This window comes from uncultured Roseobacter sp. (assembly GCF_947493125.1).
Classification (GTDB): domain Bacteria; phylum Pseudomonadota; class Alphaproteobacteria; order Rhodobacterales; family Rhodobacteraceae; genus Roseobacter.
Genome location: NZ_CANLQB010000001.1, coordinates 654,503 through 678,284 on the forward strand (window position 1 = coordinate 654,503; position 23,782 = coordinate 678,284).

The window sequence follows — 23,782 nt, forward strand, 5'->3', positions numbered from 1 at the left end:
TTAAGCGGGGATGGGCTGGGGTGGTTGCTCCGGGGGCATTGGCCCCTGTGGCTGTGCTGCAGACTCCGCAGAGCGCTGGGCGGCGTAGAGGATCTGATCGGCCGCGTCCGCAACAGCCGGTGCTCCAATCATCTGAATGGCAACCTCGAGGGACTTTTTTATGTCCTCGAGAGAGCCGGAAGCAAGGGATTGCAGGGTCTTGCGCGTTTCGGCCTGTGTCTTCTTTGCGCGTGCGGCGGTTTCCATGGCCTTGGCTTCGGTCGAGGCAAGCTCGGCCTCTGCTGCGCGCGCCTGCATCGCTGCTTGAGCGTCTCGCTGTGCCTGCAGGGCCATGGTTTCCTCGTCCGGGTTCTCCGGGTCGGCGTCCGGGTCGTTCTGGCCGGTGACCTGCCGGATGCGCTTCACAAGCTCTTCTTGCTTCGGCACGTCCAAGGCTTCGACAACCAAATCGAGCGTCGCAATCACGATCTCCGGGGCGGTGGCGGCCAATTTGGTCATGAGGTCGAGCAGCGTCTCGGCTTGGGCTTGGCGCGCTGTGGCCGACCAATCAGTTTCATCCAGCACAAAATCAGCTTTGGTCATGGTGATGTCGCTGATATCATCTCCAGGTACTACGTTGATCTCCTCCCAGTCAGGATTGCCCCGCATGTTGGTGATGCGGAACATCTTATGCTCGGAGAAGAACTGCTCGATCAAACTCAACAGTTTGTCGCCGTGGTGTTTCCGCCCGGATCGCTCAGCCTCAAAGTAATGAGAGGTGGACAGTTGGCCTTCTGTCTGTCGGGCAATGATAGCCTTACCAGAGGATGCGTTTGTCTCGCGGCCCATGTTCTCGTCGGTCACGCCGGATATGTTCTGGATAAAATCCATGTCCATTCCCATGAGACCGATATGAGCCTGTGAGAGGTTGTAGTCGGTCTCGACTGTGGGGGGCTTCCCCCCAGGGGCGTATCCGATCATCGCATCAGGACGGGCAGCCTCGTCGCGCAACTCTTCAACGTCAACATCTGTGGTCTTCTCGTAGAACACGCGTGCGCTCGACAGAATATGCAGCGACTTCGATAGGCGTTTGTTGAGATCGCGCTGCGCATCGCGAATGTGCCGGATCATGCCATAGGGCATGCCTGTTTCGGCGTCTCGGTTGGCCCACATGGGCGTGAGCGGAAATCGGTTATGCCGGTATGGCGTTGGGCCGTGGTAAAGCAGCCCTTTGTCGGTGAAGACAGCGACATGCATTATCTGGCGGGGTCGCCGCATAAGCTTGGCTCGCCCACTGTCCAAGTCGGCGTAGTGGCCGCGGCTCCAAGGGTCGTAGATCTCCCCGGAGAAATCGCCGCCTTTGATTACGTCAGTGGTCATGGTGCGCTTGTACCAGCCTTCAACGAGGCGAAGGCGGCGTCGGGTCATCGTGCCTGGCCGCAGCACATAGTCGGCCTGATCCCAATACTCGTATTCACGCGCGTCCATGGCGTCGTCGCCCATAGCGTCGATGATCGAGATGTTGTTGCCGGTCGTGGACATGACATAGGAAGTCTGGCAACTCTCTTCGAGCAAACGCTGCCGTTTCGGAAACTTTGCTACGCAGCTGTCAAGATCGGTCCAGCGGCTTCGGAATAGATATCGGCCGTCAGACAGATCGTCTGCTTGGCCGCTGCTGTCCCAGAGCACGTTGCGCCAGCTTTCCCACCCTTCGAACACAGGCTCGCGGTCGTAGTCGACCATGTGTCCGGTTTCGAGCCAGCCTATACCCGCGCGCACCAGATCCTTGAACGCTTTGGCGTAGTGTGCGTGCGCGTTTGAGGTGTCCGAGACATACTTGAGCAGTTCAGTTTTCAACTGCGATGCGGCCAACCCGTCTTTGCGGCGCGGCAGGACGCGGAAATCCTTCGGTGCCCGGCGCTGCATGCCGAGCATGTAATTGATCGCGGACGCAATCACGTTGAACGTAAGTGGCGCTTGCCCGCGTGATGCGAGGACAAGAAGTTCATCGTCGCTCCATTGCTTGTTGTCGTAGAAAGCCTCGTCCATCTGCATCTCAGCGCGTGACGCGGCTTGCCGCTGAAGCTCGGACGTAAACATGCCGACCAGTTCGGAATGCACCATCGTGAACAGCGAGTTGTCCAGTTTTCTCGGATCGGTGACGACGCCCTGCAGCGGCTTGGGAAACGCGTCAGGGTTGAATATCACCTCGTTGTCGCGGCGATCATCGCTATAGTTCATCGGTCAGTTCCCCTTCCATGGTCTTGCCCGTGTTGACGTTTGTGATCTGGTAACTTCCAGTCTCGGTGAGGGGGCGGAGAGGAGGCGGGGGCATTTTCACAAGGTCGTAGGTCCGCTTGCGCACGGCTGTCAGAATGCGGAACAAGGCCTTGGGGTTCTTCGGGTTCATGCCGAGGTAGGGCGCGAAGTCCAGACACAGGCGGGCCACTTCACGCGCACCATCGGCGGCGACACTGCGCTCGGCCTCGGTATTGAATTTGGCGTCGCCGTAGTCTTCCCATTTCCAGATGTTGGAGAGCCGCACAATGCAGGGCACGCACTTCGGCACGCTGCGACGCGGATGCAGCAGGACAAGGCAGGGCTCAGGGTCTTTGTCGAACACCCATGTGCCAACAACCCGGATGCCTTCGACCATGTGATCGAACGTACGATAGTTCAGATCGAGGACTGGCCGCGTGTAGGTGCGCACGTCCACAACTTCATTGTCGCTGCCAGGCGAGGACAGCCCGATCAGTAGGGGGCCTTTGGCGCTGCTCATTCGCCGTACCCCAAACTTTCAAGCACTTTGGAAACGTCATTCAGCCAAAACTCAGATTCACGAAGATTGAGCCTAACTCGAATGACGGCAGGGCTTTCTTGCAGAACTTGGTCCAGATGAACATATGCTTCCTGAATATGCTCAATGGCCGTTTTGATCTTTTTCAGCTCTTCGCTGCTCATGCGGTCAATCCTGTCGCTCTGCGCTTGGGTTTCTTGTTCGTCGGGCCGGACACTAGGTCGGTAAGTGCTCCACCAGGCATGCCTTGCGCTTTCTGGCGCAGCGCATCTGCAGCGTGGCTGTGCTCGTCGTGGCGAGGCTGGTTACCCCAGCAGTCGAGGCGCTGGTTGTATTCGCGGCTGTAGGCTTCGATGTGCGTAAGGCCTTCCTTGGTTCCAGCCTCATCAAAGCAATACGTGGCGAAGTCCCGGCGGGTGAGGTCGATACCGTTCTGGATCGTGTCAATCTGGGGGACGATGCGGAATGACCATTGCGGTTTCATCTCGCGCAGCATCGTGATCGGTTTGACGATGCTCTCTTTGCCCTTGATGCTGTTGTTGCCATCGTGGGGCAGGAAGTGATCGCCCCAGAGCACCTCTTGCTGCTCCATCCACAAAATCATGGGGAGATAGCCTTCGCCGGCTGCCTCACGGAACCTCACGAAATGATCCATGTTCCGCACCTTCTGGTGCAGCCACACGCTCGTTGTGTCGGTGGCGCCGATGTCCCAGAAAGAGTTCACCGGCAAGTGACGTATGATCGGATAGGTGCCTATACGGCCTTCCTTGCGGGCAGTCGCGATCACGTGAGCGAAATATCGGCCCTCTGTGGATGCTTGCCATGCCTCATCGGGTGTGGATGGGTATTCTCGCAGCATGTCATGCGGGACGGCGCGGAAATCGGCCTCCCGCTTTGCGACGTACCAAGCGCGCTGATCTAGGTCGATTGACACGTCCATCTCGCCTTCGATCCGGTCGAAGTACGCATGATCGGTCGAGGAGATCACAACAGCCTTGGGCTTCATGCGGTAGCCTGGGTCTTGCCACCACGGGAAGAAATGGAACTTGTAGTCTGCCCACGAGAGCATTGAGCCAGCGTCGTGCTTGGCTTTGGCGTCGTTGCTCATGTCGTGGAAGGTGCCGCCCATGCCCTCGGCGGTGGATTCGATGAACACGAGCGCGGACTTGGACGCCGCTTGCAAACTTCCTGTGACAATCTCGCGAGCGTGCGCCGGGCGCTCGGCTGAAATCTTGCCCATCTCGGACACGTGGATGAATTGGAACGTACCGCTTCGACCTGAGGAGCTGACCTCAATGGTTGAGCCGTTTGCAAACTCGATTGTCGTGACCGAGTTGATGGTCAGCGGGCACAGCAGGCGCACCCATTCTGGCAGACGGAAATACGCGAACTTGATCTTGTCGCGCATCAGCTTCTTGGCGACGTCGAGTGTCTGGGCCACGATGAGGACCGACTGATTGGCGTTCCACACCGCATGATCCAGCGCCATGATCTCGATGAGCGTTGAGAACCCGATTTGCCGCGCCTTCAGGATGATGTTGCGGTAGTGCAGTGCGTTGAGGAAGTCGCGCTGGGCTTTGTTCGGAATGAAAGCCCCAATCATGTCGGGACTGCCATTGTGACCTATGGATGGTGCCTCGTCTTGGTTGGCCGGGTCCAGCGGATCCATCCAGTCATCGTCAAGGTCGGGTTCCTTCAGGCGGATCTTGTAGAGGTGGCCGCCGAATATGCGCCATTCCCAATCCGAGACCAACTCGCGGGCGTGGTCGTCGTCTCTCGGAACGTCATATGCGGCGGCCCCCATCATGTCAGTTGATCAGCGCCTTGGTCGGTTCCGGCACTTCATCGCCGTTCTCGTCTTCCACAAGCTCTGACTGTCGCCGCAGGGAGTCGTATGCCTGAATTGCAACAGCGGCTAAGGCTTTCGAACTAGCCAGGGCGTGAGGCACTACGCCACGAATATAGCCATAGTGCTGCTCATTGCAGTTTGGATTGTTGCACTTGTACGAATACCTGACGACTGCAAAGACGCCGTTATCCGCAACGCCAACCTCTACGATCATCTCTCCATTCGGAAATCCAGCGACATCAAAGTATCTACGCACCTCTGTGAGGTTGAGAGACACACAATTCGGCTTTGGTGGCAAAAAGCTATATGCCAACGCATCCTTCATGTCATTGAAACTCATGGCCGATGCCCCTTGAACAACGGTCGGTTGCCTTTGATCAACGCGGGGTGGCGAGTTGTGCCTTTGCGTCGCCTCATCTTCTGAGGCGTGCCTCTGTATGCGTGAGGCGCCTTGTAGCGGTCGACTGCATCAGGCGCGGCGCCGAGCGTTGACGTGGTAACGATGGCTTGCGCGTGACGATAGGGCTCGGCCTCCCGCATGGATGCGACCTCTTTTTTGAAGAGTGCGGCGGCCATGCGGGAGGCGATTTGTGAAAAGATCGTACCGAAGGTGTTATTGGTCATTTGGGCGGGGTTTCCTTCTGTGGTTGGATTGGCGCCCGGGAACCGTTCTGCGAGAAGGTCTCGTACCATTCCTGCAGCTTGTCTCCGGGCGATAGGGTGCGCTCGTTGTCTTTGGCGAACATGCCGAGCGTGCGGGCGATGTTGTTGAGAGCCGCGGCGCGGTCCTCCATCTTGATCTCGATGCCGTGCTGGGTCTCTTTGACGCCCGCGTAGAGCGTCTTCGCCGCGGGACTGAGGCGCGTGGTGTCGTGGGCAACTGTGCGCTGCCGACCGAAACCATCGCATTGCGGGCATTCGATGTTTGGTTCGCGGCGGAACCGGTAGCCGTAACCGCCAGCGTTTGACGGCTCTCGCATGCTATCGCGCGCTTTCTCGGGCAGGTCGGACCATGCTTGGTGGTGGTCCTCGAATTCGTCTTGATCACGCCACTGGTACTTGAACCCCTTACCGTGACAGTGACGGCACGATCCCACGATGTGGGAGATGAGTTCGTTGGGATCGGCGAGCGCCAAAGTGGTCCAGCGCTCAAGCACGTCCGCCGTGTCCAGTTCCAGGGCTTTGGCGTTTTCGCTTTGAAGGAAGGCGACGCGTTCTTGCACTGCAACATCTTTCAACAGCCTTGCGCCTTGAGATCCGGCTGTTTTCTGCGAGTAACCGGCTTTGCGTGCAGCCTCGGACGCATTGAAGCAGCCAACATAATGTTGGCAAAACAATTCTTTACGGTGATTTTTTAGAGGGACTTCGCCGCTCGACATGCACTACCCCTTTGATGGCCGGGACAATGCCTGTTGAAAAATTTCAAGTCAATGCTGTTTAGAGTTGCAAATATTATGTTTATAAGACATACAAATATCACGTGGGACACCTGTTTCACTGTCTTACTCCCTGATGGAAAACTTGCCCGGCTCTTGAGCCGGGCCTTTTTTTGCGCTGGCGCCCCTTTTACTCGAGCGCAGCTGAGAGAAGCGTGTACCAGATTGGCCAGTTGAACGCCGCGTGGTTGCGGGTCAGCAAGGCCCGACCTCTGGATGGCTTAATGCCGATATGGCTCCACGCGTCAGCTCGCGACACGCCGCCCAGGCGAAAGGATAAAGTATCGACCATGAAACTGATGCTGTCCGGCGTGGGTGGCATAGCATCAGGCTCGCCGTACCTGATGATGAAGCCGTGCGCTAAGGTGCGAGCCGCAGAGATATCAAGATCAAGAGTCATTTCCCCGATGCGGCGGCGCTCAGATGCGCTTTCGGCGCCGTTCAGACCATCAGGGTAAATGTTGCGGAAGATCGTAGCGCGCTTGATCGCGTAGAGGCCGGCTGTGGTAGGCTCAATCGCTCTCATGGATCGACCGGTCCTTGCCGAGAGACTCAATGTCTACCAAAAAATGCGATGCGATACGGTTTTTCTCGCGCTGCAATACTCTCATGGCATCCCGATGGGTCCCTGCGTCAAAGTACGGTGATGGGAACACGAGTGCGGGCACAACCGGTCTCGGCGCGATGAATGGGGACGGTAGCGCGGCGGCTACCGGCACCGCGACAGCGGTCGAAAGAAACTGGCGCCGGTTCACAGCAGTTCCTCCTCAATGGCGCGCTTCAAGTCTATGTCATGTGCCATCCCAAACTCCGAGACAGCATCAATGTACTGTCGATAAGCGTTATCCATGATCTTGTAGAAATCCAAGCCCGACAAATCGCAAAGATGGCGAATACCCTCGAGCATTTCCGACAGTCCAGCCTCTAAACCGCTTTCACCATAGTCGGGTACGATTGTCAGCAGCGCGCTCGCCGCCGTGGGCGCTGGGGAAGATATGCTTGCAGAGTCCTTCGTGGCAAATGCTGTTTCATACCAACGCTCGCGATCCGCTGGTTCCATATGATAAGCCCGCTCGGCCAACTGCTGCGCCTCTGCGGCGGCCGCACGCTCCTCCTCGGCAATCTGATCCGCTGTAGACGCCATATCACCGTAACGGATGAATAGAGGTTTCGCGATGATCTTCGCGCCGATCCGCGTGAGATACTCCATGCCGGTTTCGTCGTCTCCAAATCCACCAAGCAGCGAGCGGACTGTGTTGTCGGAAATGTACTGCGCAACCCATCGCGAAAAGTCGCCAAACAGTTCTCGCTTCACGATAAATGCGACGTTCATCTCCCCATACTTGACGATGAACATGGAGAACGTATTGACAGGGGGGTGGCCTTCGAACCAAATCCCCGCGCGAAACGGATCAAAGGTACTCAAGATCGGTTCTCCGTGCTCATCCCAAGCTTCAATAAGTGTCGGCATGTCAGGTCTCCTTCAGGTGTTCGTCTATGCGGTTCAGGTACACCGCCATTGCGTAGGTTAGGTCCGGCAGGGAAGCTTCCTCGGCCATCTGCTTGACGGTCATGTATGGTGCCGGTTTCCCATTACCTGCCCGCGGGGGGCTGGGCGCGTCCTCGGTAATTGCCGCTCCCATGCTCATGATATGGTCAACCACAGGCTTGAGCAGGTCGGTAACCTGCTCTGGCCCCGCCTTGTTGGCTCGGGCTGACTTTTCGATCAAACGGAGGTTCTCCAGTATTTTCTGAACGCGCTTATCGTTGGTGTTGTTCTGAAATCCGGTCACGATCAGACCTCCTTCATCTTCTCTGCAAGCGCTTGGGCTTCTTCGATGAGCGAAGCCAGATCGTAGGTGTATTCCGTCACAACCTGCTCGCCTTTCCCGTGGGTGAGTGTGATTTCGCCGGCATATGCGCGCGACCCAACACCAAAGGTGCGCCGAACGACAAGTCGGGTTTCTGGAGTGTGGCCGATGCTGGCCTCGATCATAGCCCGGTTGCGGGACTCTGGCTGCACCAGGCTGTGATCGTCACAGACCGAAATCCGACAGGTCTTGTCAGCAAGGATCGCGCGCGTCATGGCGCCGATGACACGTTGTTCCTGAATGGGAAGGTGTTTCATGACACCATCTCCGCGCCCAGAAGCGCAGGGCGCAGCCAATTTTCCTGCATGATCGCCGCATACTCGCGCTGCTCATCTTTGAAAAAATGCAAGAACGACAAGACGACCATGCAGCCCTCGCAATCCTCCTCGAACCACGGACACTCAAGCGTGTTTCGCGGAGCCTGGCGCGCCATTCGCCATTCCATCGGGACTGCTTGGAGGCGCCATAGGGAAAGGTGCAGCCCGCCGTGGCTTAAAGTCGAAACAGCCGTGATGCCGTCCGCGATATAAGTGCAGGTTTCGATGATGCCCCAGGGGGACACATCGTTGATTTTGGGTGTGATCACTTGGAAACTCCTGTGTTTGCGGCCTACGGCTGATCCGTCGCCTGCTATACATTAGGAGTTATATTATAGCTCTGTCAATGCGTGGGTATTGAAAATTTTCAATTATTGGTTTTTGAAGTCAGTCTTGGCGCTGGTTGAAGGACCAGAGCAGTCGGCCTGCGGTGATCAGCACCAGAACGAGCGTGACAAATCCGCCCAGCGCACCGGCGCCTGACATCGCAACGTTGACCGCAACGATGATCGTGAAGATCACGAGCAGCAGATCGACAACGGGAGAGTCCCAATCCATATCAATGTTCCTTTCATCCAATGTTATGAATGAAGGGACTCGATGCGAGTTTTACAAGGCTTCAGTGTTCGACAAAGGCGATGGGGCGATCAGTAGACCAGCATATTCCGCAGTTGCCACAGTGCCGACCGTCCGGCGATCCTTTCATTCCATCCAATTGTTCGGGACATACTATTGCGTCGCCGATTGTCTTGGCCTCAGTCGGGAAGGGTAGGGTGAAACTGCCCCATGTGCCTGTCCGGCCCGACACTCGAACCATGAAGCGGTCCGGGTACTCGCAACGCAAGTTCGCGACAGCTTGACCAATACGGCTATCTTCTGGCCACGCTGTGAATCCGAAGACATGGAGGCCAGGATGTTCCTTATGCAGCCCAGCCCAAAGATTCACGTACCCAACGCTGTAGAAATCTCCGAGGATGTGGAGCCGGACAAGGACAAGTTCATATGAGGCACATAGGGCTTTAATCTCAGACTCGATCTGGCGTTCGAGTTCGGGGCCAGGTGCCCAGCGCCGAGCATAGTGCATCGAATTTCCATAACAGCCCCGCCACATTTTGCAGCTGCTCGGGCAGGTGGTACGTTCTGGCAGGGTCAGTGTCACGATGTGAGCACCTTTGAGCCGCCCAACCAGAACGTCACCGCCAATCTTCGAGTTGTTGCATCCGTCTTTCAGAACGGTCTCGTTGCCATCGACCTGAAACACGCGATCTTTGAAAACTGGACCATCCTCCGACGCGTCAACCATTCGGGACGGCTCACCAAACGGGACAGGCGTGGTCTTGAACCGTCGACGGTCGAACACTCTCTTGGCGTGTTCTTGCGCGCGGGCGCGCTTCACCTGACTGATAGAGGGCTTTCCACTCCCGTCGCGCGGGGTCTCCCGAACCATTCCAATCTGTTTAAGGTCCATGGCCACTGTTGAAATTGTAATGAACCATCCGCGATCTCGCATGCTGTCGACAATCTGCGTGTAGGTTTGCCCATCTGAGCGCAACTGGCCGACGAGTTTTCGGCGGCGCGCAATCTTGTCAAACCGGCTTTCGTTTTTGACAACAGAAACCTGTCCGCCATCGGCCATATAGGCATCGACTGCCGCGCGTTCCTCTTCGGTCAGTTGGTCAGTCATGATTGGGCCCTCCGGCAACGTTTCCGGCTGGCCGCAAACAACTGTCGGCGCTCCTCTTTGGTGATAGTCCTGATCTTTGCTTGCAACTCGTCGATCTGAGCCTCGCGTTCGCGCAATAGATCGAGAATATCTCCATGGACCTTTGCCTCTAGCCGCCGACCGTAGTCGTGCATGTTGACTTCGACGCTAATTTTCTCTCGAAAATTCATGCTTGCTCCTCCTCTGCCCACAGGTCGCCCTGCGGATTATTCTCATCACCAATCCTCGGAAGCGGTTCCGCTGGCCGATCCAATTTGACCAGCCCGTTGGCCAAGCGCGCCCGGGCGAGTGCGGCATATTCAGGGTTCAACTCGATCATGATGCAGGACAGGCGGTTTTTATGCGCAACCAGCCCGGTTGTGCCCGCGCCGCCGAACGGATCAAGGATCACATCACCTGGTCGGCAGGAAGCGTCTATACATCGCTGTACGAGTTCCGGCGGGAAGGTGGCGAAGTGCGCTTCTGTGAAAGGTGTGGTCGACATTTCCCAGACCTGCACCGCCGCTGGCTCGTAGTTTCTCAGGTTACGGCCTTCACACTTCGGCACATCGTCCAACTGCGTGTGGGTGTTTTCAGGCGTATGCCTGGGCGTGACAGCGCGGCCCTGGCGCGGGCCGCGCGCCTTCTTGAAACTTCCATGTGTGCCAGACCCCGTTTCCCAACTTTCGGGTATTTTTCTGTTCCCTCGGTCTTGTCTGTACCCCATGGTGGCGTTGTCTTGAGCACCGTTGACGTAGCACCCACCGCGAAACGTTGGGGCATCTTCATCGCTCGACCGCGCCTGTCGCACGGCCTCGTAGTTGTAGAAGTACCGCGCGGACTTCGTGAACATGTAGATCTTCTCGAACGCCACGGCAGGCCGGTCCTTGGCGCTGTCCGGCATTGCGTTCGGTTTGCCCCAGATGATCTCCGAGCGTATCCACCAGCCGTCTGCCTGCATCGCGATTGCAAAGCGCGCGGGCACCATGCAGAGGTCTTTGGGTTTGAAGTCCTCGCCTATGGTTGAGAACGGCTTATCGCGAAACACGCGATCGTCATGCCCGCCCCTTTTGACTTCAGCCGCCGCGCGCCCGTTTGGCGTGGTCGCATAGCAATCGCCGTAGTTGACCCAGCAAATGCCATCGTCTTTCAGGACGCGATGGATTTCACGAAACACCTTGATCATCGCATCTACATGGCGCCCAACGCTGGCCTCAAGGCCAAGCTGCCCCTCAACGCCATAATCTCGAAGACCCCAATACGGTGGGGATGTGATCACGACCGATACCGATTTATCCGGCATTTTTCTCAGTGTCTTGAGCGCGTCGCCCACCAGAATTGTGACGGTATGGTCGGAGTGATCCGTCATGCATCCATCTCCTTTTTCAGCTTTTTGAGGGCTTCCAATGTGTCGGCATAGTGCTGCCTGTAGCGCCCGCCGCGGCGGAGCTTGAGGCGGCTGTACAATTCGATGGTCTCGTCAAGACGGGAGAGCGGGTAGTTGGCAGACCAGACGGCGCCTTGCAGCGCGAAAGACTTACCATCGGGCAGACGCACGGCTTTCATCTGCGTCCTCCCTTCGCGCTTCTGTTCAGGGCGGCTATGATTTGTTGTGGGTCGCCTGTCTTATTCTCTGTTTCAATCTCACTCTCTGTCTTTGTCTCTTTCTCAATCTCTATCTTATCTCTTTGTATCGGTATGGCTTTCGATACCCCTATCGGTAGATCTATAGGGAGGGATATGTTGAGGGCTTCTTGAGACTCCGGCGGCAAGTCACTGAATGCCGCTTCCCAAGATGTGACGCCGATTTGTGCGCGATGTTCGACAAGCGCGGCGGCCAGCATGTTGAGCGCATCTGCGCGGTTCTCGATCTTGTTCCATGAAGCGACGCGGGCGATCATGGCTGCCGAAATACCAAAGAGAGTGTGGGTTCTGATCGGCGACATGACAGGCAACTCGCCCACCGATTTGAGGTATCCGGCAAGCGTCTTGCGGCTGCCGATCTCGTTGAACTCGAACCAGTTGCAGATCGCGACAATATCCTCATCGGGATCGTGCTTGATCAGGCCGACATCTGCGATCTCTCGTATGACACGATACGCTTCGTCGAGGTCGGCAATTCTGAGGTCCGCGGCCAGATAGGCAGCGGGCAAGTAGAAAGCTCCTATGGGCGGATTATGCCTGCATGTGAGCAGATACAGGTAGGCATATCGGCAGCGATCATCCGGCAGCGCGCGAAACCTGCGGCTCTGCCAGATGCCCTGACCGACCATCCTGAAGCGTCGCTTAGCCATGCGGAAAAAGTGTTAACAACGTCCATTGAATTTTTTTTACAGAATTCATATCTAACGCCCTGTATCCAAAGTTGTTTTGGAAGTTTCAGGAGGTTTTTTCCGAATATGATCGTTCGCGGCCATCCAATCGCGAAGTGCATCGACCTCCCTTTCCAGACGTTGGATCTTCCGTTGGTGAAACGCGGCCCAGGCGCCATATCCCAGCGCCCAGCCGCAAATCGTGGAGATCGAATAACCTGTTTTTTTCGAGAATGCCTTGAGGTCATCCATGATCGTAAGGATGGTCTTCGGCTGGCTCTCGGGTTGCTCGGGGTTGGTTTTTATACTGCTCATGAGGCGAGCAGTATAAAATTTTCAACAACTAGGCAATTGAAAATTTTCAACTTGGTAATGGTCGGTTTCTAGTTAGGATTGCAACACTATGAAGACATTCGTTGAATCATTTATTGAGCACGTTCGGGCAAGCGAAACTCCGATAGCGGAGTTGTCCCGGCGTACCGGCGTATCAAAATCGAAGATGGATGCGCTGATGAACAGGCGCGCAAAATCGACTACTGTCGATGATGCGATGAAAATCAGCAAGTTTTTCGGAAAGAGCGTGGAGGAGTTCTGTTCAACACCACCTGATCCGAAAATTCTGCAGATTATCAGTCTTGTGCAGAAGCTTTCACCTCAGGAGCGAGACTTGGTAGAGGGTCAGCTAAGAGGGCTTCGCGCTCTTCGCGATGCTCCAAGGAACAGACCTCACTGAGCCATTCCAACACTTCGTCCGCTTCTTCGTCGGACATGCCTTCGAACAATTCTATTTTCATATTCCCCACACTACGTTGTGCGTACCGAGCACCCAAATCAGTGTAATATTTTCAACATCACCGATTGACTATATAAAATTTTCAATTTACGCAAGGGTCGGTAAGTGCGATTTGACACTCACTGACCGCGGCCTTCCCCAAGTCCATCATGCGGTCGAGTTACATACTCTACAGTTATCACTTGTGGTCTGTGGAGTGGCTTTCAAGAGGTACCAGCATGCGCGGCCTGCAATCAAGGATTGACGAGATCGACAAGATAAACTCCCGTAGGTTTATCTCCTTAAGGCAGATCACACTGTACGTGCTGATATCCCTGTGCGTGTCTTCACTGACACCGGTTCTTTTTTTGTGGCTGGCGGGTTGAAAATATTCAACTATGCGTGAGCCAACTTCCCTTTCGACACTTCTTGAATGGTACAACGCGTGCATCGAGGGCGGTGTTCCGCCGAGGGTGTATGACGACGAGCCGCAATGCGGCTGGTTCAAGATGCGGTTCCGTAAAAACAGCCCATGGCAACCGTGTCGCATCTGGATGGATCAGGTTTGCGAAATCGACGAGCCTGGGCGTTTAGCTCAGCCAGAAGAATTGCGCGCAGAGGTGGCTGGGCGTCGTTGGGACCCGATCAAGCTTTGGACCTGGTATCATCCTCGTCCAATTCCGCGCGCGGACTACAACGCGCTGACAGCAACTCTGCGTCAGCAGAACACGTTTTTGAAGCCCGGTGACTACCGGGCGCCGGCGCGCCTGTGATCAAGCGCGCCACATACCGAGATGAGGTCGAGCAGATTGAGCAGACCTGCAGCACCAAGCGTCGCAGAACGACAGTGACTGCCAAGAACGCGACCCGAGGAGAGTCGCCACGCCCGCATGCGCCGAGGAGCCGAAAGCTGACGCGCATGCGGGCACCATTCACACCAATGCTGGAGCAGCGATATGCCTGAACCGAAGTTTCACAATATGACCGCCGCGGAAACAGCCGCGATGATGAATGGCCGAACGAAGATGGTTCATGACATTCTGATGGCCGCCGAGGCATCGGCACGGGAACACGACCTTCCGGCGCACATCGCAGTGACCGCCTTGGGCGATGCCTCTGCGAGTTTCGGAGCAGCTGTGGCAATGGAGGCTTCAAAGGAAGATAAAAACCCGCCGATAGCGGCGGAGGGTATGCTTGAATACCTCATCGCAGGATTCCGCCGCTCGTTCAGAAGCCGGGTGAAACACATGCTCAAGGCTGGGGGTTTCACCCACTAATGGCGGTTGCCCTTTCTAAAATGCAGGCCGAAGCGCGCGACTTTGCCCAGCGCTGGTTTAAGGCCGGTCAGGACCAAGTGTTTCGTATTTGGGGTTATGCTGGCACGGGCAAATCGACCAGCGCTCAGGCGATCGTATCTGCGACCGAGGCCGCGCCGTGCTATGGGGCTTACACCGGAAAGGCAGCCGCGGTTATGCGAAAGCACGGCTGCGAGGGAGCGGCCACGCTGCACAGCTTGATCTATGAGCCCCGGCAGCGACCGGATGGCGGGTTTGATTTCGAGGTCAATAAGGACGGGCCGCTCTCCGAGTGTGATCTGATTGTGGTCGATGAGGTCTCGATGGTGGACCGAGACATTGGAGAGGATCTGCTGTCCTTTAAAAAGCCGTTGCTCGTCCTGGGTGACCCCGAACAGTTGCCACCACCGAACGACAAAGGCGGGTACTTCACGCAGGCCGATCCTGACGTGTTCCTCACTGAGATACACCGTCAAGCAGAGGGCGATCCAATTGTCCGCCTGGCGACAGAGGCACGCTTAGGCCGCAGCCTGCCGATGGGGTGGATGGGCAAAAGCCGCGTCGTGCGTCGGAGCGACATGACAGGCGTCGAGATGATGAACAACATGGTTGATCACGACCAGGTTATTTCAGGGAAGCGCGATACCCGGGCTGCCATGAATTCGAACATGCGTCGCAAATTAGGTTTTCAGGGACTGTATCCACTTACGGGGGAGCGGCTTGTATGCCGCCGAAACAACCGCGACCTCGGTATCTACAACGGCGGATCGTTCACAGTCATGAGCGACGCGAAGGAAGTCCTCGACGAGGAAAAGGGGGAAACCTTTCTGCACTTCCTTGTGCGCAGCGAGGACGAGCCGGACCTCCTCTTGGAGGTTAAGGTGCATCCCTGCCACTTCCCCGGCGGTGGTGACAAGCCGCACTGGAAGACGCTCAGAGGCAGCGAAGAGTTTGAATACGGGTACGCGCTTACATGCCACCTGTCTCAGGGTAGTCAATGGCCCAGCGTGTTGATCAAGGATGAGAGCCATGTCTTTGGCCAAGACGCCAAACGGTGGCTTTACACGGCGATCACGCGCGCGTCCGAGCAAGTGACGGTGGTAATATGATAGACCGACAGGCGCTCATCCAGATCAGCGAAAGACGGTTGATCATCATCGACAAGGTGCTCGAGCGCGTCTTTGTTGACCCGGTGACAGGCTGCTGGATTTGGCAGGGGCCGACCTCGGGCGACGGCCGAGGGGGAGGTTACCCACGCATGCACCTCGACGGTCAGACGGTGGCGGTGCACCGCTTCATGTTCGTGTGCGTGCATGGGTTTGTTCCGGGCAAAAAGCAGATCGACCATACCTGCCGCAACCGGATGTGCGTGAACCCATATCCCGAGCACACCGAAATGGTGACACACAAGCAGAACCAAAAGCGCAGAGACAAAGCAATTCAGGAGGGCTCGCCATGAGCGACGAAGAAACTTACCGCGTTACCGCCAATGAGTTGCGCCAGTTCGTCGAACGGATTGAGCGCCTGGACGCGGAAAAGAAGGACCTGGCCGAGCAGCAGAAAGAGGTTTTGGCTGAGGCTAAGGCCCGCGGCTATGACACCAAAATTGTGCGGAAGCTCATTGCTCTGCGCAAACGCAACGCTGACGACATAGCCGAGGAGGAGGCGCTTCTCGATATGTACAAGCAGGCGTTGGGGATGAACTGATGGAGGAGTTCGTTCACATCGGCAAACTCGCAGAGCGGCTTGGTATCACGACACGCGCGCTGCGGTTCTACGAGTATAACGGCTTGCTGAAATCCCAGCGGTTGAGCGAGAAGGGACAATCGCGCAGGCTATACTCGCCTGAGATGTGTGAACGTGCCCGGCGGATCGTATTGGCGCGCAAGGCGGGCGTGTCCGTGGCGGCGATCTGCGACAACTACCCGCTCGAGCAACTTGACCTTGTGATCCCGCACCGTGTTTTCCTCGCCATGAAGGTTGAAAATATTCAACTTATTAAGGGATTGGGTGAGAAAAATACGATGATCGACCAGATTTGCTTCGGCAATCTGGAAAGGGAGGGCGTCTTCTGCGGACCGCCCGATGAAATCACATGACTGTGGACAAGGCCCGCCTCGAACGCGCCCGCAAGATGGCCGCTAACCTCACGCTGCTGAATGGAGCGTTCGCCCCGATATTTGATCGGTTGGACGAAGAGTATCAGGCGCTCAACAGCAGCCCGCTTGAACGAGCCCGGCGCGTGCTGGCGGAAGAGCAGCGGAGGGGCCTGCAATGAGCAAGATGAAATTCGAGGTGACGGGTAAGCCGCACGGCACCGATGCTGTCAAACACATCATTTTCGCCGCAAACCGCGTGGCGGCTTGGGACAAGTACCTGCGCGCCTACTCCAAACACGAGCCCGTCAAGGTGCAAATTGAACCGGCGCTTAGCCAACCTATCGAGGGAGAAAAGCAGTGACATCATTCAGCATAGAAGCAACCCGGCTGCGCCGCATGGTGAAGGCACTTGATCTGGTGGTCGAGCGGCGCAACACCATTCCGATCCTGGGCACTGTGCTCATTCGCGCCAAAGACAATGCCATCATTGCGACGGTCACGGATCTCGAGCAGGACATGATCATCACCGATGAGGCGGTGACCGAAGGGAAGAGCGAGTTCTGCATCAACCTGGATACGCTGAAACGCTTCGCATCCTTCGCAACCGGAGCAGTAGCCTTCACAATGGTTGAGACGCCGAAATCGTTTTCGGAGCACGCCGTCGAGATCACGGATTCCGATACATCACTGAGGGTCAACACGCTGTGGCCGGTGGTGGATTTCCCGGTGAACACGTGGACGAAACCGCAAGCGGTCTCCGCCCAGCGCTGGAAGATGTCACATGATCAGGCCAAGCGGCTCTTTGGCAATCTGCTGCATTGCATCAGCACGGAAGAGACCAGGTACTATCTGAACGGTGTGTTTCTGACGGCAAAGCCGGAGGCTAACACATTGCGCGCGGTCGCGACGGACGGCCACCGGCTGGGCGTGGTTGATACCGACATTCCGGTTGATAGTGATTTCGGTGCAATTGTGCCGCGCAAGTCGGTCAACCTGATTATGGCGATGTTCACCAAGGGTGGAAACGAACCCATCAGTGTGACTGTTAGCGATCTGCATTATCAGATCAAGGTGTCGGACGTGCTGCTTGCGGGCAAGCTGATCGACGGCAGGTTCCCGGACTACACGCGCGTCATTCCGAGTGGCGAGCCAAAAATGAGCGCTCACGTCAGTGCTGAGAGCGTGAAGCGGCTCAACGCTATGCTGACAGGCGGAAGATTTGCCAGAAGCGCTGTCGCGTTCGATTATGACACTCAGCGCTTGAACGGACAGTCTGCGGACTCCGAGTATGAGTTTTCGGTGCCGTTTCAGGGCACATCCGAAGTCAAGGGCCATCAGGGCTTCAACTTCCGCTTCCTATACGAGCAGTCGCGCGTCACGCCAGCGTTCACCATGAAAGCAGCGGGTGTCAATGATCCCGCCATCGTACAGGGTGAGGACCCTGATGCGATGTGGGTCATGATGCCGATGCGGGTTTGAGGCAGTGGTCGTATTTGCCTCGGATCAGTACGACAATCCGCCCGAGCCGTACTGCATGGCCTGTGATCGCAAGCCCGGTGACTTCTGCCCGAATTGTGACTGTGCGACATGCAGAGGGACCGGCTCTGTCAATCCCCTCACCTCGCCACCCGGAATGCTCTGCCTCGGTGTGGAGGACTGCCCACACTGCGACGGCTCGGGCGACAACATTTAAGGACCGAACATGACCAACAAACCCATCCTTTGCTTAGATTTCGATGGCGTCATTCACAGCTACACCAGCGGATGGCAGGGCGCTGATGTCGTGGCTGATCCACCCGTGCCCGGCGCAATTGAGTTCATCTGTGATGCAATCTCTCTGTTTGATGTGCATATCTTCTCATCGCGCTCCAACCAGCCGGGCGGCATAGAAGGCATGCAGGAGTGGTTGGCAGAGGCTTTGGCGAAATACTTCGATGATGCGCCGGCGGATTTCGAGAACTTCGCCCGCGAGGCCATCACATGGCCGACAAGCAAGCCGCCCGCCATGGTCACGATTGATGATCGCGCAATCACCTTCACCGGCGAGTTTCCCGATCCGCAAAGCCTCTTGGACTTCAAACCTTGGAACAAGAGGGGCTGAACTGATGCCAGGACGGAAAATCACTCAGAAGCAAATCGACCAGATCGCGAAGTTTCGCGAACGCGGATGGAGTGTGGCGCGAATTGCCGAGCACATGGGAATTTCCCGCGGCGCGGTGGACTGGAATTGCCTTAAGTTTGGCATTGAAAGCCCAAAGACTGAAGCCTTGGTGGCGGGCGAATACAACGGGCCAATGGTTTGCAAGAGAGGCAACCATGTCGTCCGCCGCTTCACCAAAGAAGAAGATGTCATTCTCATGGACATGGTGGAGAAAGGCGCCCGCCTGGTCGACATTGGCCAACGACTTGGGAGGCCAGGAAACTCCATTGGCGGGCACCTCATGACCCTCGCCCGGCGGGATGAGCGCCAACTTGCTCGCGACACGGGGGGCCAGTGATGGATCTCGTTACTTGGTACACGCTGTCCTTCGCCTGCATCGGTATCGGAGCAGATTGGGTTCTGGAGGGGATGATCCAAGATCAACGCTGCAATCAGGCCGCTGCTTACTGCTCTGCCATGAGCGGTTGCATCGACGCAGACATGACGCAGTGAGGGTCTATGCATGACATGGTGCCACCTCCCCGACACGGCCTCTCCCTCTGCGCAGGCGGCGGCGGACTTGACATGGGTCTTGAGCTTGCCGAGCCGGGCTTTGCCTCCGCCTGCTATGTCGAGATCGAAGAATACCCCCGCCAGTGCCTCATTGCCGCGCAGCGCGCCGGATACATGCGGCCCGCGCCGATCTGGGATGACCTTAGGACCTTCGACGCCAGACCATGGCGCGGACAGATCGACACTTTGCTCGCGGGCTACCCATGCCAGCCGTTTTCCCAAGCGGGACAGCGAAAAGGCGAGGATGATCCGCGCCACCTCTGGCCCGACATCGAGCGAATCGCGGGAGAGTTGGGAGACGGATTGCGTTGGTGCTTCTTTGAAAATGTCGCGGGCCACCTCTCCCTCGGCCTTGGAACCGTGGTCAACGACCTTCGAGAATTGGGTTTCAACGTTGCGGTTGGCCTATTCTCGGCGGAAGAAACAGGCGCGTCGCATGAAAGGCAGCGGGTTTTCATCGTGGCCTACCGCCCGAGCGTCGGAGAGCGAGAACCGGACAACCAAGAGTGTACCCAGTCACGGCAAGAGCCATGGAGAGGTTCTTGCGGGTGTTGCGGGGGACTTCATGATGAACTGGCCAACCCAGATGGCGGGAACGCCAGCCCAGAACGGCAACAGCGCGGCGGGCAACAACGATTTCACCCGCAAGGCCGAGGATCTGGCTCGGCAGATGTGGGGGACGCCGAAGGGGTCGGATGGTGCCAAGGGCGGACCGAACATGGCCTACAGTGCGGGCGGCACACCGCTACCAGCGCAGGCGGCGAACTGGACGACACCACAAGCACACGACGTGACCATGCGGGACAGCGGTCAGGTGCCGAGCAGTGCTGCGGGGAATGCTTGTCTGGCGCGGGATGCAGCGAACTGGCCGACGCCGGCCAGTCGGGATCACAAGGGCCAAAACTCTGCCGAGCATGCCGCGAAGGGCAAGGGGCATCTGGCCCAGCTGCCGAACTTTGTCGCCCATTGCTTCACCCGCCCGGCCCCAGCGACCTCGATGCCTGGTCCGGCGCCCTCGACCTCGCAGGACATTTGGCGCCGGCTCTATCGCTACGTGAGGTCCACGCATGGGCGCGCCGTAGGAGTATCGCGAACGCGCCCAAGTGGCACCACGCGGTCATTACATCGCCATCCCGACTGAAGGCTGGGCTTATGACGGCGAAACGATCTCCTTCGAGATCATGCTGCCGATGTTTTGAGGAGATGACTATGAAACCGACCGATATTGACCAGATCGCGACAGCTCTTGAAGGGACTGCGCTGACGTTGACCGGATGGTCAGAGCGAGAGGTTCAACTGAAACCTCAAACTGCACATGGCGCACTGATGGCAATCTCGAAACAGATGGCAGAAGTTGCTCAAAAACTGCGGGCGATGGTTCCCGTCACACCAGCAGCTCTTGCCGACGCCGAAATGGCTGAAACGCGCGCGCGCCACGCCGAAGCGATCGAGGCGTATTCGCAGCACTACAATCCGCGTGGTTTTTTCGGAAACCCTTATCTGGTGATCGACAACCGGTCGTTCGGGTTCAGTTGGAGCGTCGAGGAAGACACCGCGGAGGCGGACGCGCAGCACCGCGAGTGGTTTGGCATCATGGTCTGCGCTGCGCTTAAGACGTTGGTTGAGGAGCACCAGCCCAGCGCACGCCTCAGTGAAAACACGCTCTACTACCTGCGCGCCATCGCGAGGCGGATGGATGAGTTTCACAGCGCGCTCGACGGAATTGAGGGGCTGACTTTGGGTGGCGAAGCGTTCGCAGATGAGCGGGATTGGCTCAGCGATTTTATCGAGGCGCAAGAGCGCCAAGGTGACAGTGATGCTTAGCTGGTGGATCGCGTTCGGGGCTGGCGCACTCGCGGCCACGTGCCTGCTGTTCTTTGTGCTTCTGTGTGTCGTAGAGAAGACGGCTCGAGATCCGCGCAACGCACGTGCCCTTGAAACACTCAAGGTGGCGCGGCGGTTTCTCGAAACCATTCAGCACAGCCGCAGCCCTGAAAATGCCCGAGCCCTAGCCAAGACCGGGCTCGAACAAACTCGCATCTACAGCCTTGGTGACGATGATGCCTAGAGGGAAGATAAACTCGGAAGTCATCCCGCCAGGAATGTGTTTTGTGGGATGGAACAAGCTGGCTTTCACGACCGGTGCCGCAGTGGCGCGACTTAAGGAACTCCAAGAGGAGGCGCGGCTGAAAGGTGACTATGAGACAGCCGACAAACTGCGTCTCGTATGGATGCCCTTTCAGGACAGCATGTCTTATCTCGGCCTCAAATACACTGAGGAGGAAGACAAGTGAAACGCATTGCCTTTGCTACCGCTCTGGCCATGGCCGCGCCTAACATAGAAGCCGCAACGATGTCCGTGTTTCACCTGAACGACCCGGAAGCGCTTCACGTACATTGGGATGAAGCGACGGGCCGCGTGTCTTTCCGCAAGCCTGGCATCTACCTCGGTGACAAGATCGGCTGCGTGGAGCGACTCCAGTTCAACTACATCAGGCAAGATGGGTTCACACAGGTATTTGACGGCAAGTGCCGCGAAATCGCACCGATTGTCGAACCCATCTTTGCAAAGCATAACGGCATACTTATCCGGGGGGCTGGTCTCGTCCCCTTAACTCAAAGACATCCTGCGTGGCGTTCTGCCGTTTTGGTTTCATTAGCGCCAAGGGTGTCAGGGAGGAGTGGCTCACCAGACGAGCCGACCGTCACAGTACTGCCGCCGGCGGACCAACCCTTGGCGCCGGTTTGGTTGCCCGCGACATGGTTTTTTGTTGTCTCGGCGGTCGCATTTTTTCAACTCGTTCGGAGATTTCGATGAAATATTCCTACAGGTTCCGTGGAACCGCGCCCAACGCTTGGGCCAAGCGCATGCAGGATCACATCGACTGGTTTTTGGATGAGGTACTGCCGTGGCACAGCCGTGCGAGAGTCATTCGTCTTATCGGAGAGAGAGACGGTTTTGAAACCCTTTGGCGCGGTGAACTTCGGCGGCATCAAGAGTTGCAACGCCTGATGGGGAAAAACCTCCCCATGCCACCTTTGAGATCGGAGGTCACGCTTCAGGAGGTGGACTATGCGTTCGGGAAGGAAGTGACGCTTCGGATTGAGGTCGACCCCAAATACATCAAGCATCGCATGACTGCTGCGGATCTCCGCCGCTATGGCGATGACGCATTTCCGCTGATGCTGGAAGCCTTTGCCGTGCATTTTCATGAGACGGTTGTCCATGACATATGGGCCGAGATCGAAGAGCAACTGGTCAGGGTTGCCCGCCTTGAGGCGAGGGCAGCGCGATGAGCGATCTGCGCGTCCTTTCCGGCGATGGGAAGACAACCACCGAAACCACGAACGAGCTTTGCCAGGCGATCGAGGATACCGTTTACAGCTTTGCGGGTCGCGGGGTGACGGTTGCTGCGGCCATAGGGGTGTTGGAGATCGCGAAGCAGGAAATCTTGGAGGAACAATCATGACGCAAGCATATCCTCTGCAATGGCCAACTGGCAGGCCGCGGACTAAGACCCGGGTCAAGTCGAAGTTTCGGGTCAAACCTGCGACCGCTTATTCGGAGATGATGAGCGAGCTAAGCCGGTTCGATGTTCAGAACGTGGTGGTCAGTTCAAACATCCCCCTGCGCCGCGATGGCACGCCATACCGCGACGGGTTGACCGATCCGCTCGAAGATCCCGGCGTGTGTGTGTTCTTTATCCGCAAGAAACGTCAGGTCTCGATCCCCTGCGACACCTTCAAATATCCGTGGGAGAACATTCGGGCCATAGGGACAGCCGTCGAATGTTTCCGCACCATGGAGCGGATGGGTGCCACACAGGTGCTGGATCAAGCATTCGAAGGGTTCACCGCGCTTCCGCCTCCAGATGCTGAGTTTGAGAGCGATGAAGCGTGGTGGACGGTTCTGGGCGTATCCACTGCGGCAGACATGGTTGAGGTGAAGAAAGCCTTTAAGCAGCGCTATGAGGACGCTTCTAGGCGCGGAGACACGGAACTGCAGCGCAAGCTGCTGTGGGCAAAAGAGCAGGCGGGGGTTTGAGGATGAACGACGGTTTGTTCGTACCCGGCGCATGGCAGTGTCAGAAATGCGATTTTCGCTTGATGAAAAACATCCTCTCTGCGACCACGGGTGACGTGCACGCAGACACCTCTACACCCGAGAACTGCGCCAACTGTGATGTGCCGCTCTGGCGCGTGACTTGGGAAGCAGATTGTCGTGAGGCGTGGCAGCACCTTGAAGAGGAGATGGAGAAAACTCGTCGGCTCACGAAGGTGCTCAAAGAGATTGCCTACTGGCGGCGCGACGCGCATGCACATGACGACGATTGCGGGCACTTTCGGCGGTCGTTTGGGGGCGGCGACGTGGCGCAGATTGAGCGGATTGCACGGGCGGCTATAGACCCGCTATGAACATGCGCCAGTACAAAAAGGCAGCCAAACGGGCCATGGAAATTCTCATTCTTGAGTTTGGTTGCAAGCGCAGCGACTTCTGGTCTCCGCCTAAAAGCGAGAGAGGCGAGCATGAATTGCAGACTTCGCTAGTGGTGGAAGGCAAGTGCCCTATCTGGGGCATACCTCATTGCCCAGGGATTCCGTCCTACTTGCCAGAAAAAGTGGATTATTGGGGTGAAGCG

41 protein-coding genes and 1 pseudogene are annotated in these 23,782 nt (G+C 57.1%); 23 read left to right on the plus strand and 19 right to left on the minus strand.

What is annotated here, in order from left to right:
• The 19 genes from Q1A71_RS03200 to Q1A71_RS03290 all read right to left on the minus strand — a co-directional run bounded on the left by Q1A71_RS03200 (position 1) and on the right by Q1A71_RS03290 (position 12,578).
• The gene (locus Q1A71_RS03200; RefSeq protein ID WP_299671680.1) at positions 1-2,220 is read right to left on the minus strand and encodes a hypothetical protein; all 2,220 of its coding nucleotides are present in this window, start codon (positions 2,218-2,220) and stop codon (positions 1-3) included.
• A complete protein-coding gene (locus Q1A71_RS03205) occupies positions 2,210-2,758 on the minus strand; it encodes a hypothetical protein (RefSeq protein ID WP_299671682.1) in 549 nt (182 codons plus the stop codon). Before Q1A71_RS03205 ends, Q1A71_RS03200 begins: the two co-directional genes overlap by 11 nt.
• On the minus strand, positions 2,755-2,940 hold the full coding sequence (locus Q1A71_RS03210) for a hypothetical protein (protein ID WP_299671684.1): 186 nt from the start codon (positions 2,938-2,940) through the stop codon (positions 2,755-2,757). The genes Q1A71_RS03205 and Q1A71_RS03210 overlap by 4 nt, the downstream gene beginning before the upstream one ends.
• Positions 2,937-4,583 carry a hypothetical protein gene (locus Q1A71_RS03215; protein ID WP_299671686.1) on the minus strand — a complete coding sequence of 549 codons (1,647 nt, stop codon included), beginning with the start codon at positions 4,581-4,583 and terminating at the stop codon, positions 2,937-2,939. Before Q1A71_RS03215 ends, Q1A71_RS03210 begins: the two co-directional genes overlap by 4 nt.
• Before the next feature lies 1 nt (position 4,584).
• Complete coding sequence (locus Q1A71_RS03220) at positions 4,585-4,965, minus strand: hypothetical protein (protein WP_299671688.1); 381 nt, start codon at positions 4,963-4,965, stop codon at positions 4,585-4,587.
• The gene (locus tag Q1A71_RS03225; RefSeq protein ID WP_299671690.1) at positions 4,962-5,249 is read right to left on the minus strand and encodes a hypothetical protein; all 288 of its coding nucleotides are present in this window, start codon (positions 5,247-5,249) and stop codon (positions 4,962-4,964) included. Before Q1A71_RS03225 ends, Q1A71_RS03220 begins: the two co-directional genes overlap by 4 nt.
• On the minus strand, positions 5,246-6,004 hold the full coding sequence (locus tag Q1A71_RS03230; RefSeq protein WP_299671692.1) for a terminase small subunit: 759 nt from the start codon (positions 6,002-6,004) through the stop codon (positions 5,246-5,248). Before Q1A71_RS03230 ends, Q1A71_RS03225 begins: the two co-directional genes overlap by 4 nt.
• A 187-nt stretch (positions 6,005-6,191) precedes the next feature.
• Positions 6,192-6,587 (minus strand): hypothetical protein, encoded by a 396-nt coding sequence (locus Q1A71_RS03235; protein WP_299671694.1) that lies wholly within the window; start codon positions 6,585-6,587, stop codon positions 6,192-6,194.
• A 225-nt stretch (positions 6,588-6,812) separates the two neighbouring features.
• Positions 6,813-7,532: a hypothetical protein gene (locus tag Q1A71_RS03240; RefSeq protein ID WP_299671696.1), complete on the minus strand. Its 720-nt coding sequence runs from the start codon at positions 7,530-7,532 to the stop codon at positions 6,813-6,815.
• 1 nt (position 7,533) lies between these two features.
• Complete coding sequence (locus Q1A71_RS03245) at positions 7,534-7,854, minus strand: hypothetical protein (protein ID WP_299671698.1); 321 nt, start codon at positions 7,852-7,854, stop codon at positions 7,534-7,536.
• A 2-nt stretch (positions 7,855-7,856) separates the two neighbouring features.
• Complete coding sequence (locus Q1A71_RS03250; RefSeq protein WP_299671700.1) at positions 7,857-8,189, minus strand: hypothetical protein; 333 nt, start codon at positions 8,187-8,189, stop codon at positions 7,857-7,859.
• A complete protein-coding gene (locus tag Q1A71_RS03255; RefSeq protein ID WP_299671702.1) occupies positions 8,186-8,518 on the minus strand; it encodes a hypothetical protein in 333 nt (110 codons plus the stop codon). The genes Q1A71_RS03250 and Q1A71_RS03255 overlap by 4 nt, the downstream gene beginning before the upstream one ends.
• A 118-nt stretch (positions 8,519-8,636) precedes the next feature.
• Entirely contained in the window at positions 8,637-8,807 is a 171-nt protein-coding gene (locus tag Q1A71_RS03260; RefSeq protein WP_299671704.1) for a hypothetical protein, read from the minus strand.
• Between the two features lie 61 nt (positions 8,808-8,868).
• Complete coding sequence (locus Q1A71_RS03265) at positions 8,869-9,933, minus strand: hypothetical protein (protein WP_299671706.1); 1,065 nt, start codon at positions 9,931-9,933, stop codon at positions 8,869-8,871.
• Positions 9,930-10,142 (minus strand): hypothetical protein, encoded by a 213-nt coding sequence (locus Q1A71_RS03270; RefSeq protein WP_299671708.1) that lies wholly within the window; start codon positions 10,140-10,142, stop codon positions 9,930-9,932. Before Q1A71_RS03270 ends, Q1A71_RS03265 begins: the two co-directional genes overlap by 4 nt.
• Positions 10,139-11,320, minus strand: coding sequence for a site-specific DNA-methyltransferase (locus Q1A71_RS03275; RefSeq protein ID WP_299671711.1), 1,182 nt, complete (start codon positions 11,318-11,320; stop codon positions 10,139-10,141). Before Q1A71_RS03275 ends, Q1A71_RS03270 begins: the two co-directional genes overlap by 4 nt.
• Positions 11,317-11,517 carry a hypothetical protein gene (locus Q1A71_RS03280; RefSeq protein WP_299671713.1) on the minus strand — a complete coding sequence of 67 codons (201 nt, stop codon included), beginning with the start codon at positions 11,515-11,517 and terminating at the stop codon, positions 11,317-11,319. Before Q1A71_RS03280 ends, Q1A71_RS03275 begins: the two co-directional genes overlap by 4 nt.
• On the minus strand, positions 11,514-12,104 hold the full coding sequence (locus tag Q1A71_RS03285) for a hypothetical protein (protein WP_299671715.1): 591 nt from the start codon (positions 12,102-12,104) through the stop codon (positions 11,514-11,516). Before Q1A71_RS03285 ends, Q1A71_RS03280 begins: the two co-directional genes overlap by 4 nt.
• 192 nt (positions 12,105-12,296) lie before the next feature.
• Complete coding sequence (locus tag Q1A71_RS03290; RefSeq protein WP_299671717.1) at positions 12,297-12,578, minus strand: hypothetical protein; 282 nt, start codon at positions 12,576-12,578, stop codon at positions 12,297-12,299.
• Between the two features lie 88 nt (positions 12,579-12,666).
• Here Q1A71_RS03290 and Q1A71_RS03295 point away from each other — a divergent pair, with 88 nt between their 5' ends.
• The 23 genes and pseudogenes from Q1A71_RS03295 (at position 12,667) to Q1A71_RS03400 (ending at position 23,558) form a co-directional block, all read left to right on the plus strand.
• A complete protein-coding gene (locus tag Q1A71_RS03295; RefSeq protein WP_299671719.1) occupies positions 12,667-12,996 on the plus strand; it encodes a helix-turn-helix transcriptional regulator in 330 nt (109 codons plus the stop codon).
• A 437-nt stretch (positions 12,997-13,433) separates the two neighbouring features.
• Positions 13,434-13,808 (plus strand): hypothetical protein, encoded by a 375-nt coding sequence (locus Q1A71_RS03300; RefSeq protein ID WP_299671721.1) that lies wholly within the window; start codon positions 13,434-13,436, stop codon positions 13,806-13,808.
• Between the two features lie 183 nt (positions 13,809-13,991).
• On the plus strand, positions 13,992-14,312 hold the full coding sequence (locus Q1A71_RS03305; protein ID WP_299671723.1) for a hypothetical protein: 321 nt from the start codon (positions 13,992-13,994) through the stop codon (positions 14,310-14,312).
• Positions 14,312-15,439 carry an AAA family ATPase gene (locus Q1A71_RS03310; RefSeq protein WP_299671725.1) on the plus strand — a complete coding sequence of 376 codons (1,128 nt, stop codon included), beginning with the start codon at positions 14,312-14,314 and terminating at the stop codon, positions 15,437-15,439. Before Q1A71_RS03305 ends, Q1A71_RS03310 begins: the two co-directional genes overlap by 1 nt.
• 38 nt (positions 15,440-15,477) lie before the next feature.
• Positions 15,478-15,789, plus strand: a complete 312-nt coding sequence (locus Q1A71_RS03315) for an HNH endonuclease (RefSeq protein WP_299671727.1) — start codon at positions 15,478-15,480, stop codon at positions 15,787-15,789.
• Entirely contained in the window at positions 15,786-16,037 is a 252-nt protein-coding gene (locus Q1A71_RS03320; protein WP_299671729.1) for a DUF2312 domain-containing protein, read from the plus strand. Before Q1A71_RS03315 ends, Q1A71_RS03320 begins: the two co-directional genes overlap by 4 nt.
• Entirely contained in the window at positions 16,037-16,429 is a 393-nt protein-coding gene (locus tag Q1A71_RS03325) for a MerR family transcriptional regulator (protein ID WP_299671731.1), read from the plus strand. The genes Q1A71_RS03320 and Q1A71_RS03325 overlap by 1 nt, the downstream gene beginning before the upstream one ends.
• A complete protein-coding gene (locus tag Q1A71_RS03330) occupies positions 16,426-16,608 on the plus strand; it encodes a hypothetical protein (protein ID WP_299671733.1) in 183 nt (60 codons plus the stop codon). The genes Q1A71_RS03325 and Q1A71_RS03330 overlap by 4 nt, the downstream gene beginning before the upstream one ends.
• Positions 16,605-16,790 (plus strand): hypothetical protein, encoded by a 186-nt coding sequence (locus Q1A71_RS03335; protein WP_299671735.1) that lies wholly within the window; start codon positions 16,605-16,607, stop codon positions 16,788-16,790. Before Q1A71_RS03330 ends, Q1A71_RS03335 begins: the two co-directional genes overlap by 4 nt.
• Positions 16,787-17,908, plus strand: a complete 1,122-nt coding sequence (locus tag Q1A71_RS03340; RefSeq protein WP_299671738.1) for a hypothetical protein — start codon at positions 16,787-16,789, stop codon at positions 17,906-17,908. The genes Q1A71_RS03335 and Q1A71_RS03340 overlap by 4 nt, the downstream gene beginning before the upstream one ends.
• 223 nt (positions 17,909-18,131) lie before the next feature.
• Positions 18,132-18,530 (plus strand): hypothetical protein, encoded by a 399-nt coding sequence (locus tag Q1A71_RS03345; protein ID WP_299671740.1) that lies wholly within the window; start codon positions 18,132-18,134, stop codon positions 18,528-18,530.
• 4 nt (positions 18,531-18,534) lie between these two features.
• Positions 18,535-18,927: a hypothetical protein gene (locus Q1A71_RS03350; RefSeq protein WP_299671742.1), complete on the plus strand. Its 393-nt coding sequence runs from the start codon at positions 18,535-18,537 to the stop codon at positions 18,925-18,927.
• On the plus strand, positions 18,927-19,082 hold the full coding sequence (locus Q1A71_RS03355; protein WP_299671744.1) for a hypothetical protein: 156 nt from the start codon (positions 18,927-18,929) through the stop codon (positions 19,080-19,082). The genes Q1A71_RS03350 and Q1A71_RS03355 overlap by 1 nt, the downstream gene beginning before the upstream one ends.
• A 15-nt stretch (positions 19,083-19,097) precedes the next feature.
• A pseudogene (locus Q1A71_RS23635) lies at positions 19,098-19,616 on the plus strand (DNA cytosine methyltransferase); the annotation flags it as partial.
• A 94-nt stretch (positions 19,617-19,710) separates the two neighbouring features.
• Positions 19,711-20,283, plus strand: a complete 573-nt coding sequence (locus Q1A71_RS03360; RefSeq protein WP_299671746.1) for a hypothetical protein — start codon at positions 19,711-19,713, stop codon at positions 20,281-20,283.
• Positions 20,284-20,294: 11 nt separating this feature from the next.
• Entirely contained in the window at positions 20,295-20,966 is a 672-nt protein-coding gene (locus Q1A71_RS03365; RefSeq protein ID WP_299671748.1) for a hypothetical protein, read from the plus strand.
• A complete protein-coding gene (locus tag Q1A71_RS03370) occupies positions 20,950-21,210 on the plus strand; it encodes a hypothetical protein (protein WP_299671750.1) in 261 nt (86 codons plus the stop codon). The genes Q1A71_RS03365 and Q1A71_RS03370 overlap by 17 nt, the downstream gene beginning before the upstream one ends.
• Before the next feature lie 43 nt (positions 21,211-21,253).
• Positions 21,254-21,436, plus strand: a complete 183-nt coding sequence (locus tag Q1A71_RS03375; RefSeq protein ID WP_299671752.1) for a hypothetical protein — start codon at positions 21,254-21,256, stop codon at positions 21,434-21,436.
• Positions 21,433-21,960 (plus strand): hypothetical protein, encoded by a 528-nt coding sequence (locus tag Q1A71_RS03380; RefSeq protein ID WP_299671754.1) that lies wholly within the window; start codon positions 21,433-21,435, stop codon positions 21,958-21,960. The genes Q1A71_RS03375 and Q1A71_RS03380 overlap by 4 nt, the downstream gene beginning before the upstream one ends.
• A gap of 50 nt (positions 21,961-22,010) precedes the next feature.
• Positions 22,011-22,439 (plus strand): hypothetical protein, encoded by a 429-nt coding sequence (locus Q1A71_RS03385; RefSeq protein ID WP_299671756.1) that lies wholly within the window; start codon positions 22,011-22,013, stop codon positions 22,437-22,439.
• The gene (locus Q1A71_RS03390; RefSeq protein WP_299671758.1) at positions 22,436-22,612 is read left to right on the plus strand and encodes a hypothetical protein; all 177 of its coding nucleotides are present in this window, start codon (positions 22,436-22,438) and stop codon (positions 22,610-22,612) included. Before Q1A71_RS03385 ends, Q1A71_RS03390 begins: the two co-directional genes overlap by 4 nt.
• Positions 22,609-23,187, plus strand: coding sequence for a hypothetical protein (locus Q1A71_RS03395; RefSeq protein WP_299671760.1), 579 nt, complete (start codon positions 22,609-22,611; stop codon positions 23,185-23,187). Before Q1A71_RS03390 ends, Q1A71_RS03395 begins: the two co-directional genes overlap by 4 nt.
• A gap of 2 nt (positions 23,188-23,189) precedes the next feature.
• Positions 23,190-23,558, plus strand: coding sequence for a hypothetical protein (locus Q1A71_RS03400; RefSeq protein WP_299671762.1), 369 nt, complete (start codon positions 23,190-23,192; stop codon positions 23,556-23,558).
• Positions 23,559-23,782 lie beyond the last annotated feature (224 nt).

Coding starts and splice junctions, on each gene's coding strand:
- Q1A71_RS03200 (WP_299671680.1), bottom strand. CDS start 2,220: ATGAACTATAGCGATGATCGCCGCGACAACGAGGTGATATTCAACCCT.
- Q1A71_RS03205 (WP_299671682.1), bottom strand. CDS start 2,758: ATGAGCAGCGCCAAAGGCCCCCTACTGATCGGGCTGTCCTCGCCTGGC.
- Q1A71_RS03210 (WP_299671684.1), bottom strand. CDS start 2,940: ATGAGCAGCGAAGAGCTGAAAAAGATCAAAACGGCCATTGAGCATATT.
- Q1A71_RS03215 (WP_299671686.1), bottom strand. CDS start 4,583: ATGATGGGGGCCGCCGCATATGACGTTCCGAGAGACGACGACCACGCC.
- Q1A71_RS03220 (WP_299671688.1), bottom strand. CDS start 4,965: ATGAGTTTCAATGACATGAAGGATGCGTTGGCATATAGCTTTTTGCCA.
- Q1A71_RS03225 (WP_299671690.1), bottom strand. CDS start 5,249: ATGACCAATAACACCTTCGGTACGATCTTTTCACAAATCGCCTCCCGC.
- Q1A71_RS03230 (WP_299671692.1), bottom strand. CDS start 6,004: ATGTCGAGCGGCGAAGTCCCTCTAAAAAATCACCGTAAAGAATTGTTT.
- Q1A71_RS03235 (WP_299671694.1), bottom strand. CDS start 6,587: ATGAGAGCGATTGAGCCTACCACAGCCGGCCTCTACGCGATCAAGCGC.
- Q1A71_RS03240 (WP_299671696.1), bottom strand. CDS start 7,532: ATGCCGACACTTATTGAAGCTTGGGATGAGCACGGAGAACCGATCTTG.
- Q1A71_RS03250 (WP_299671700.1), bottom strand. CDS start 8,189: ATGAAACACCTTCCCATTCAGGAACAACGTGTCATCGGCGCCATGACG.
- Q1A71_RS03260 (WP_299671704.1), bottom strand. CDS start 8,807: ATGGATTGGGACTCTCCCGTTGTCGATCTGCTGCTCGTGATCTTCACG.
- Q1A71_RS03265 (WP_299671706.1), bottom strand. CDS start 9,933: ATGACTGACCAACTGACCGAAGAGGAACGCGCGGCAGTCGATGCCTAT.
- Q1A71_RS03270 (WP_299671708.1), bottom strand. CDS start 10,142: ATGAATTTTCGAGAGAAAATTAGCGTCGAAGTCAACATGCACGACTAC.
- Q1A71_RS03275 (WP_299671711.1), bottom strand. CDS start 11,320: ATGACGGATCACTCCGACCATACCGTCACAATTCTGGTGGGCGACGCG.
- Q1A71_RS03280 (WP_299671713.1), bottom strand. CDS start 11,517: ATGAAAGCCGTGCGTCTGCCCGATGGTAAGTCTTTCGCGCTGCAAGGC.
- Q1A71_RS03290 (WP_299671717.1), bottom strand. CDS start 12,578: ATGAGCAGTATAAAAACCAACCCCGAGCAACCCGAGAGCCAGCCGAAG.
- Q1A71_RS03295 (WP_299671719.1), top strand. CDS start 12,667: ATGAAGACATTCGTTGAATCATTTATTGAGCACGTTCGGGCAAGCGAA.
- Q1A71_RS03300 (WP_299671721.1), top strand. CDS start 13,434: ATGCGTGAGCCAACTTCCCTTTCGACACTTCTTGAATGGTACAACGCG.
- Q1A71_RS03305 (WP_299671723.1), top strand. CDS start 13,992: ATGCCTGAACCGAAGTTTCACAATATGACCGCCGCGGAAACAGCCGCG.
- Q1A71_RS03310 (WP_299671725.1), top strand. CDS start 14,312: ATGGCGGTTGCCCTTTCTAAAATGCAGGCCGAAGCGCGCGACTTTGCC.
- Q1A71_RS03320 (WP_299671729.1), top strand. CDS start 15,786: ATGAGCGACGAAGAAACTTACCGCGTTACCGCCAATGAGTTGCGCCAG.
- Q1A71_RS03325 (WP_299671731.1), top strand. CDS start 16,037: ATGGAGGAGTTCGTTCACATCGGCAAACTCGCAGAGCGGCTTGGTATC.
- Q1A71_RS03330 (WP_299671733.1), top strand. CDS start 16,426: ATGACTGTGGACAAGGCCCGCCTCGAACGCGCCCGCAAGATGGCCGCT.
- Q1A71_RS03335 (WP_299671735.1), top strand. CDS start 16,605: ATGAGCAAGATGAAATTCGAGGTGACGGGTAAGCCGCACGGCACCGAT.
- Q1A71_RS03345 (WP_299671740.1), top strand. CDS start 18,132: ATGACCAACAAACCCATCCTTTGCTTAGATTTCGATGGCGTCATTCAC.
- Q1A71_RS03350 (WP_299671742.1), top strand. CDS start 18,535: ATGCCAGGACGGAAAATCACTCAGAAGCAAATCGACCAGATCGCGAAG.
- Q1A71_RS03355 (WP_299671744.1), top strand. CDS start 18,927: ATGGATCTCGTTACTTGGTACACGCTGTCCTTCGCCTGCATCGGTATC.
- Q1A71_RS03360 (WP_299671746.1), top strand. CDS start 19,711: ATGAACTGGCCAACCCAGATGGCGGGAACGCCAGCCCAGAACGGCAAC.
- Q1A71_RS03365 (WP_299671748.1), top strand. CDS start 20,295: ATGACGGCGAAACGATCTCCTTCGAGATCATGCTGCCGATGTTTTGAG.
- Q1A71_RS03385 (WP_299671756.1), top strand. CDS start 22,011: ATGCAGGATCACATCGACTGGTTTTTGGATGAGGTACTGCCGTGGCAC.
- Q1A71_RS03390 (WP_299671758.1), top strand. CDS start 22,436: ATGAGCGATCTGCGCGTCCTTTCCGGCGATGGGAAGACAACCACCGAA.
- Q1A71_RS03395 (WP_299671760.1), top strand. CDS start 22,609: ATGACGCAAGCATATCCTCTGCAATGGCCAACTGGCAGGCCGCGGACT.
- Q1A71_RS03400 (WP_299671762.1), top strand. CDS start 23,190: ATGAACGACGGTTTGTTCGTACCCGGCGCATGGCAGTGTCAGAAATGC.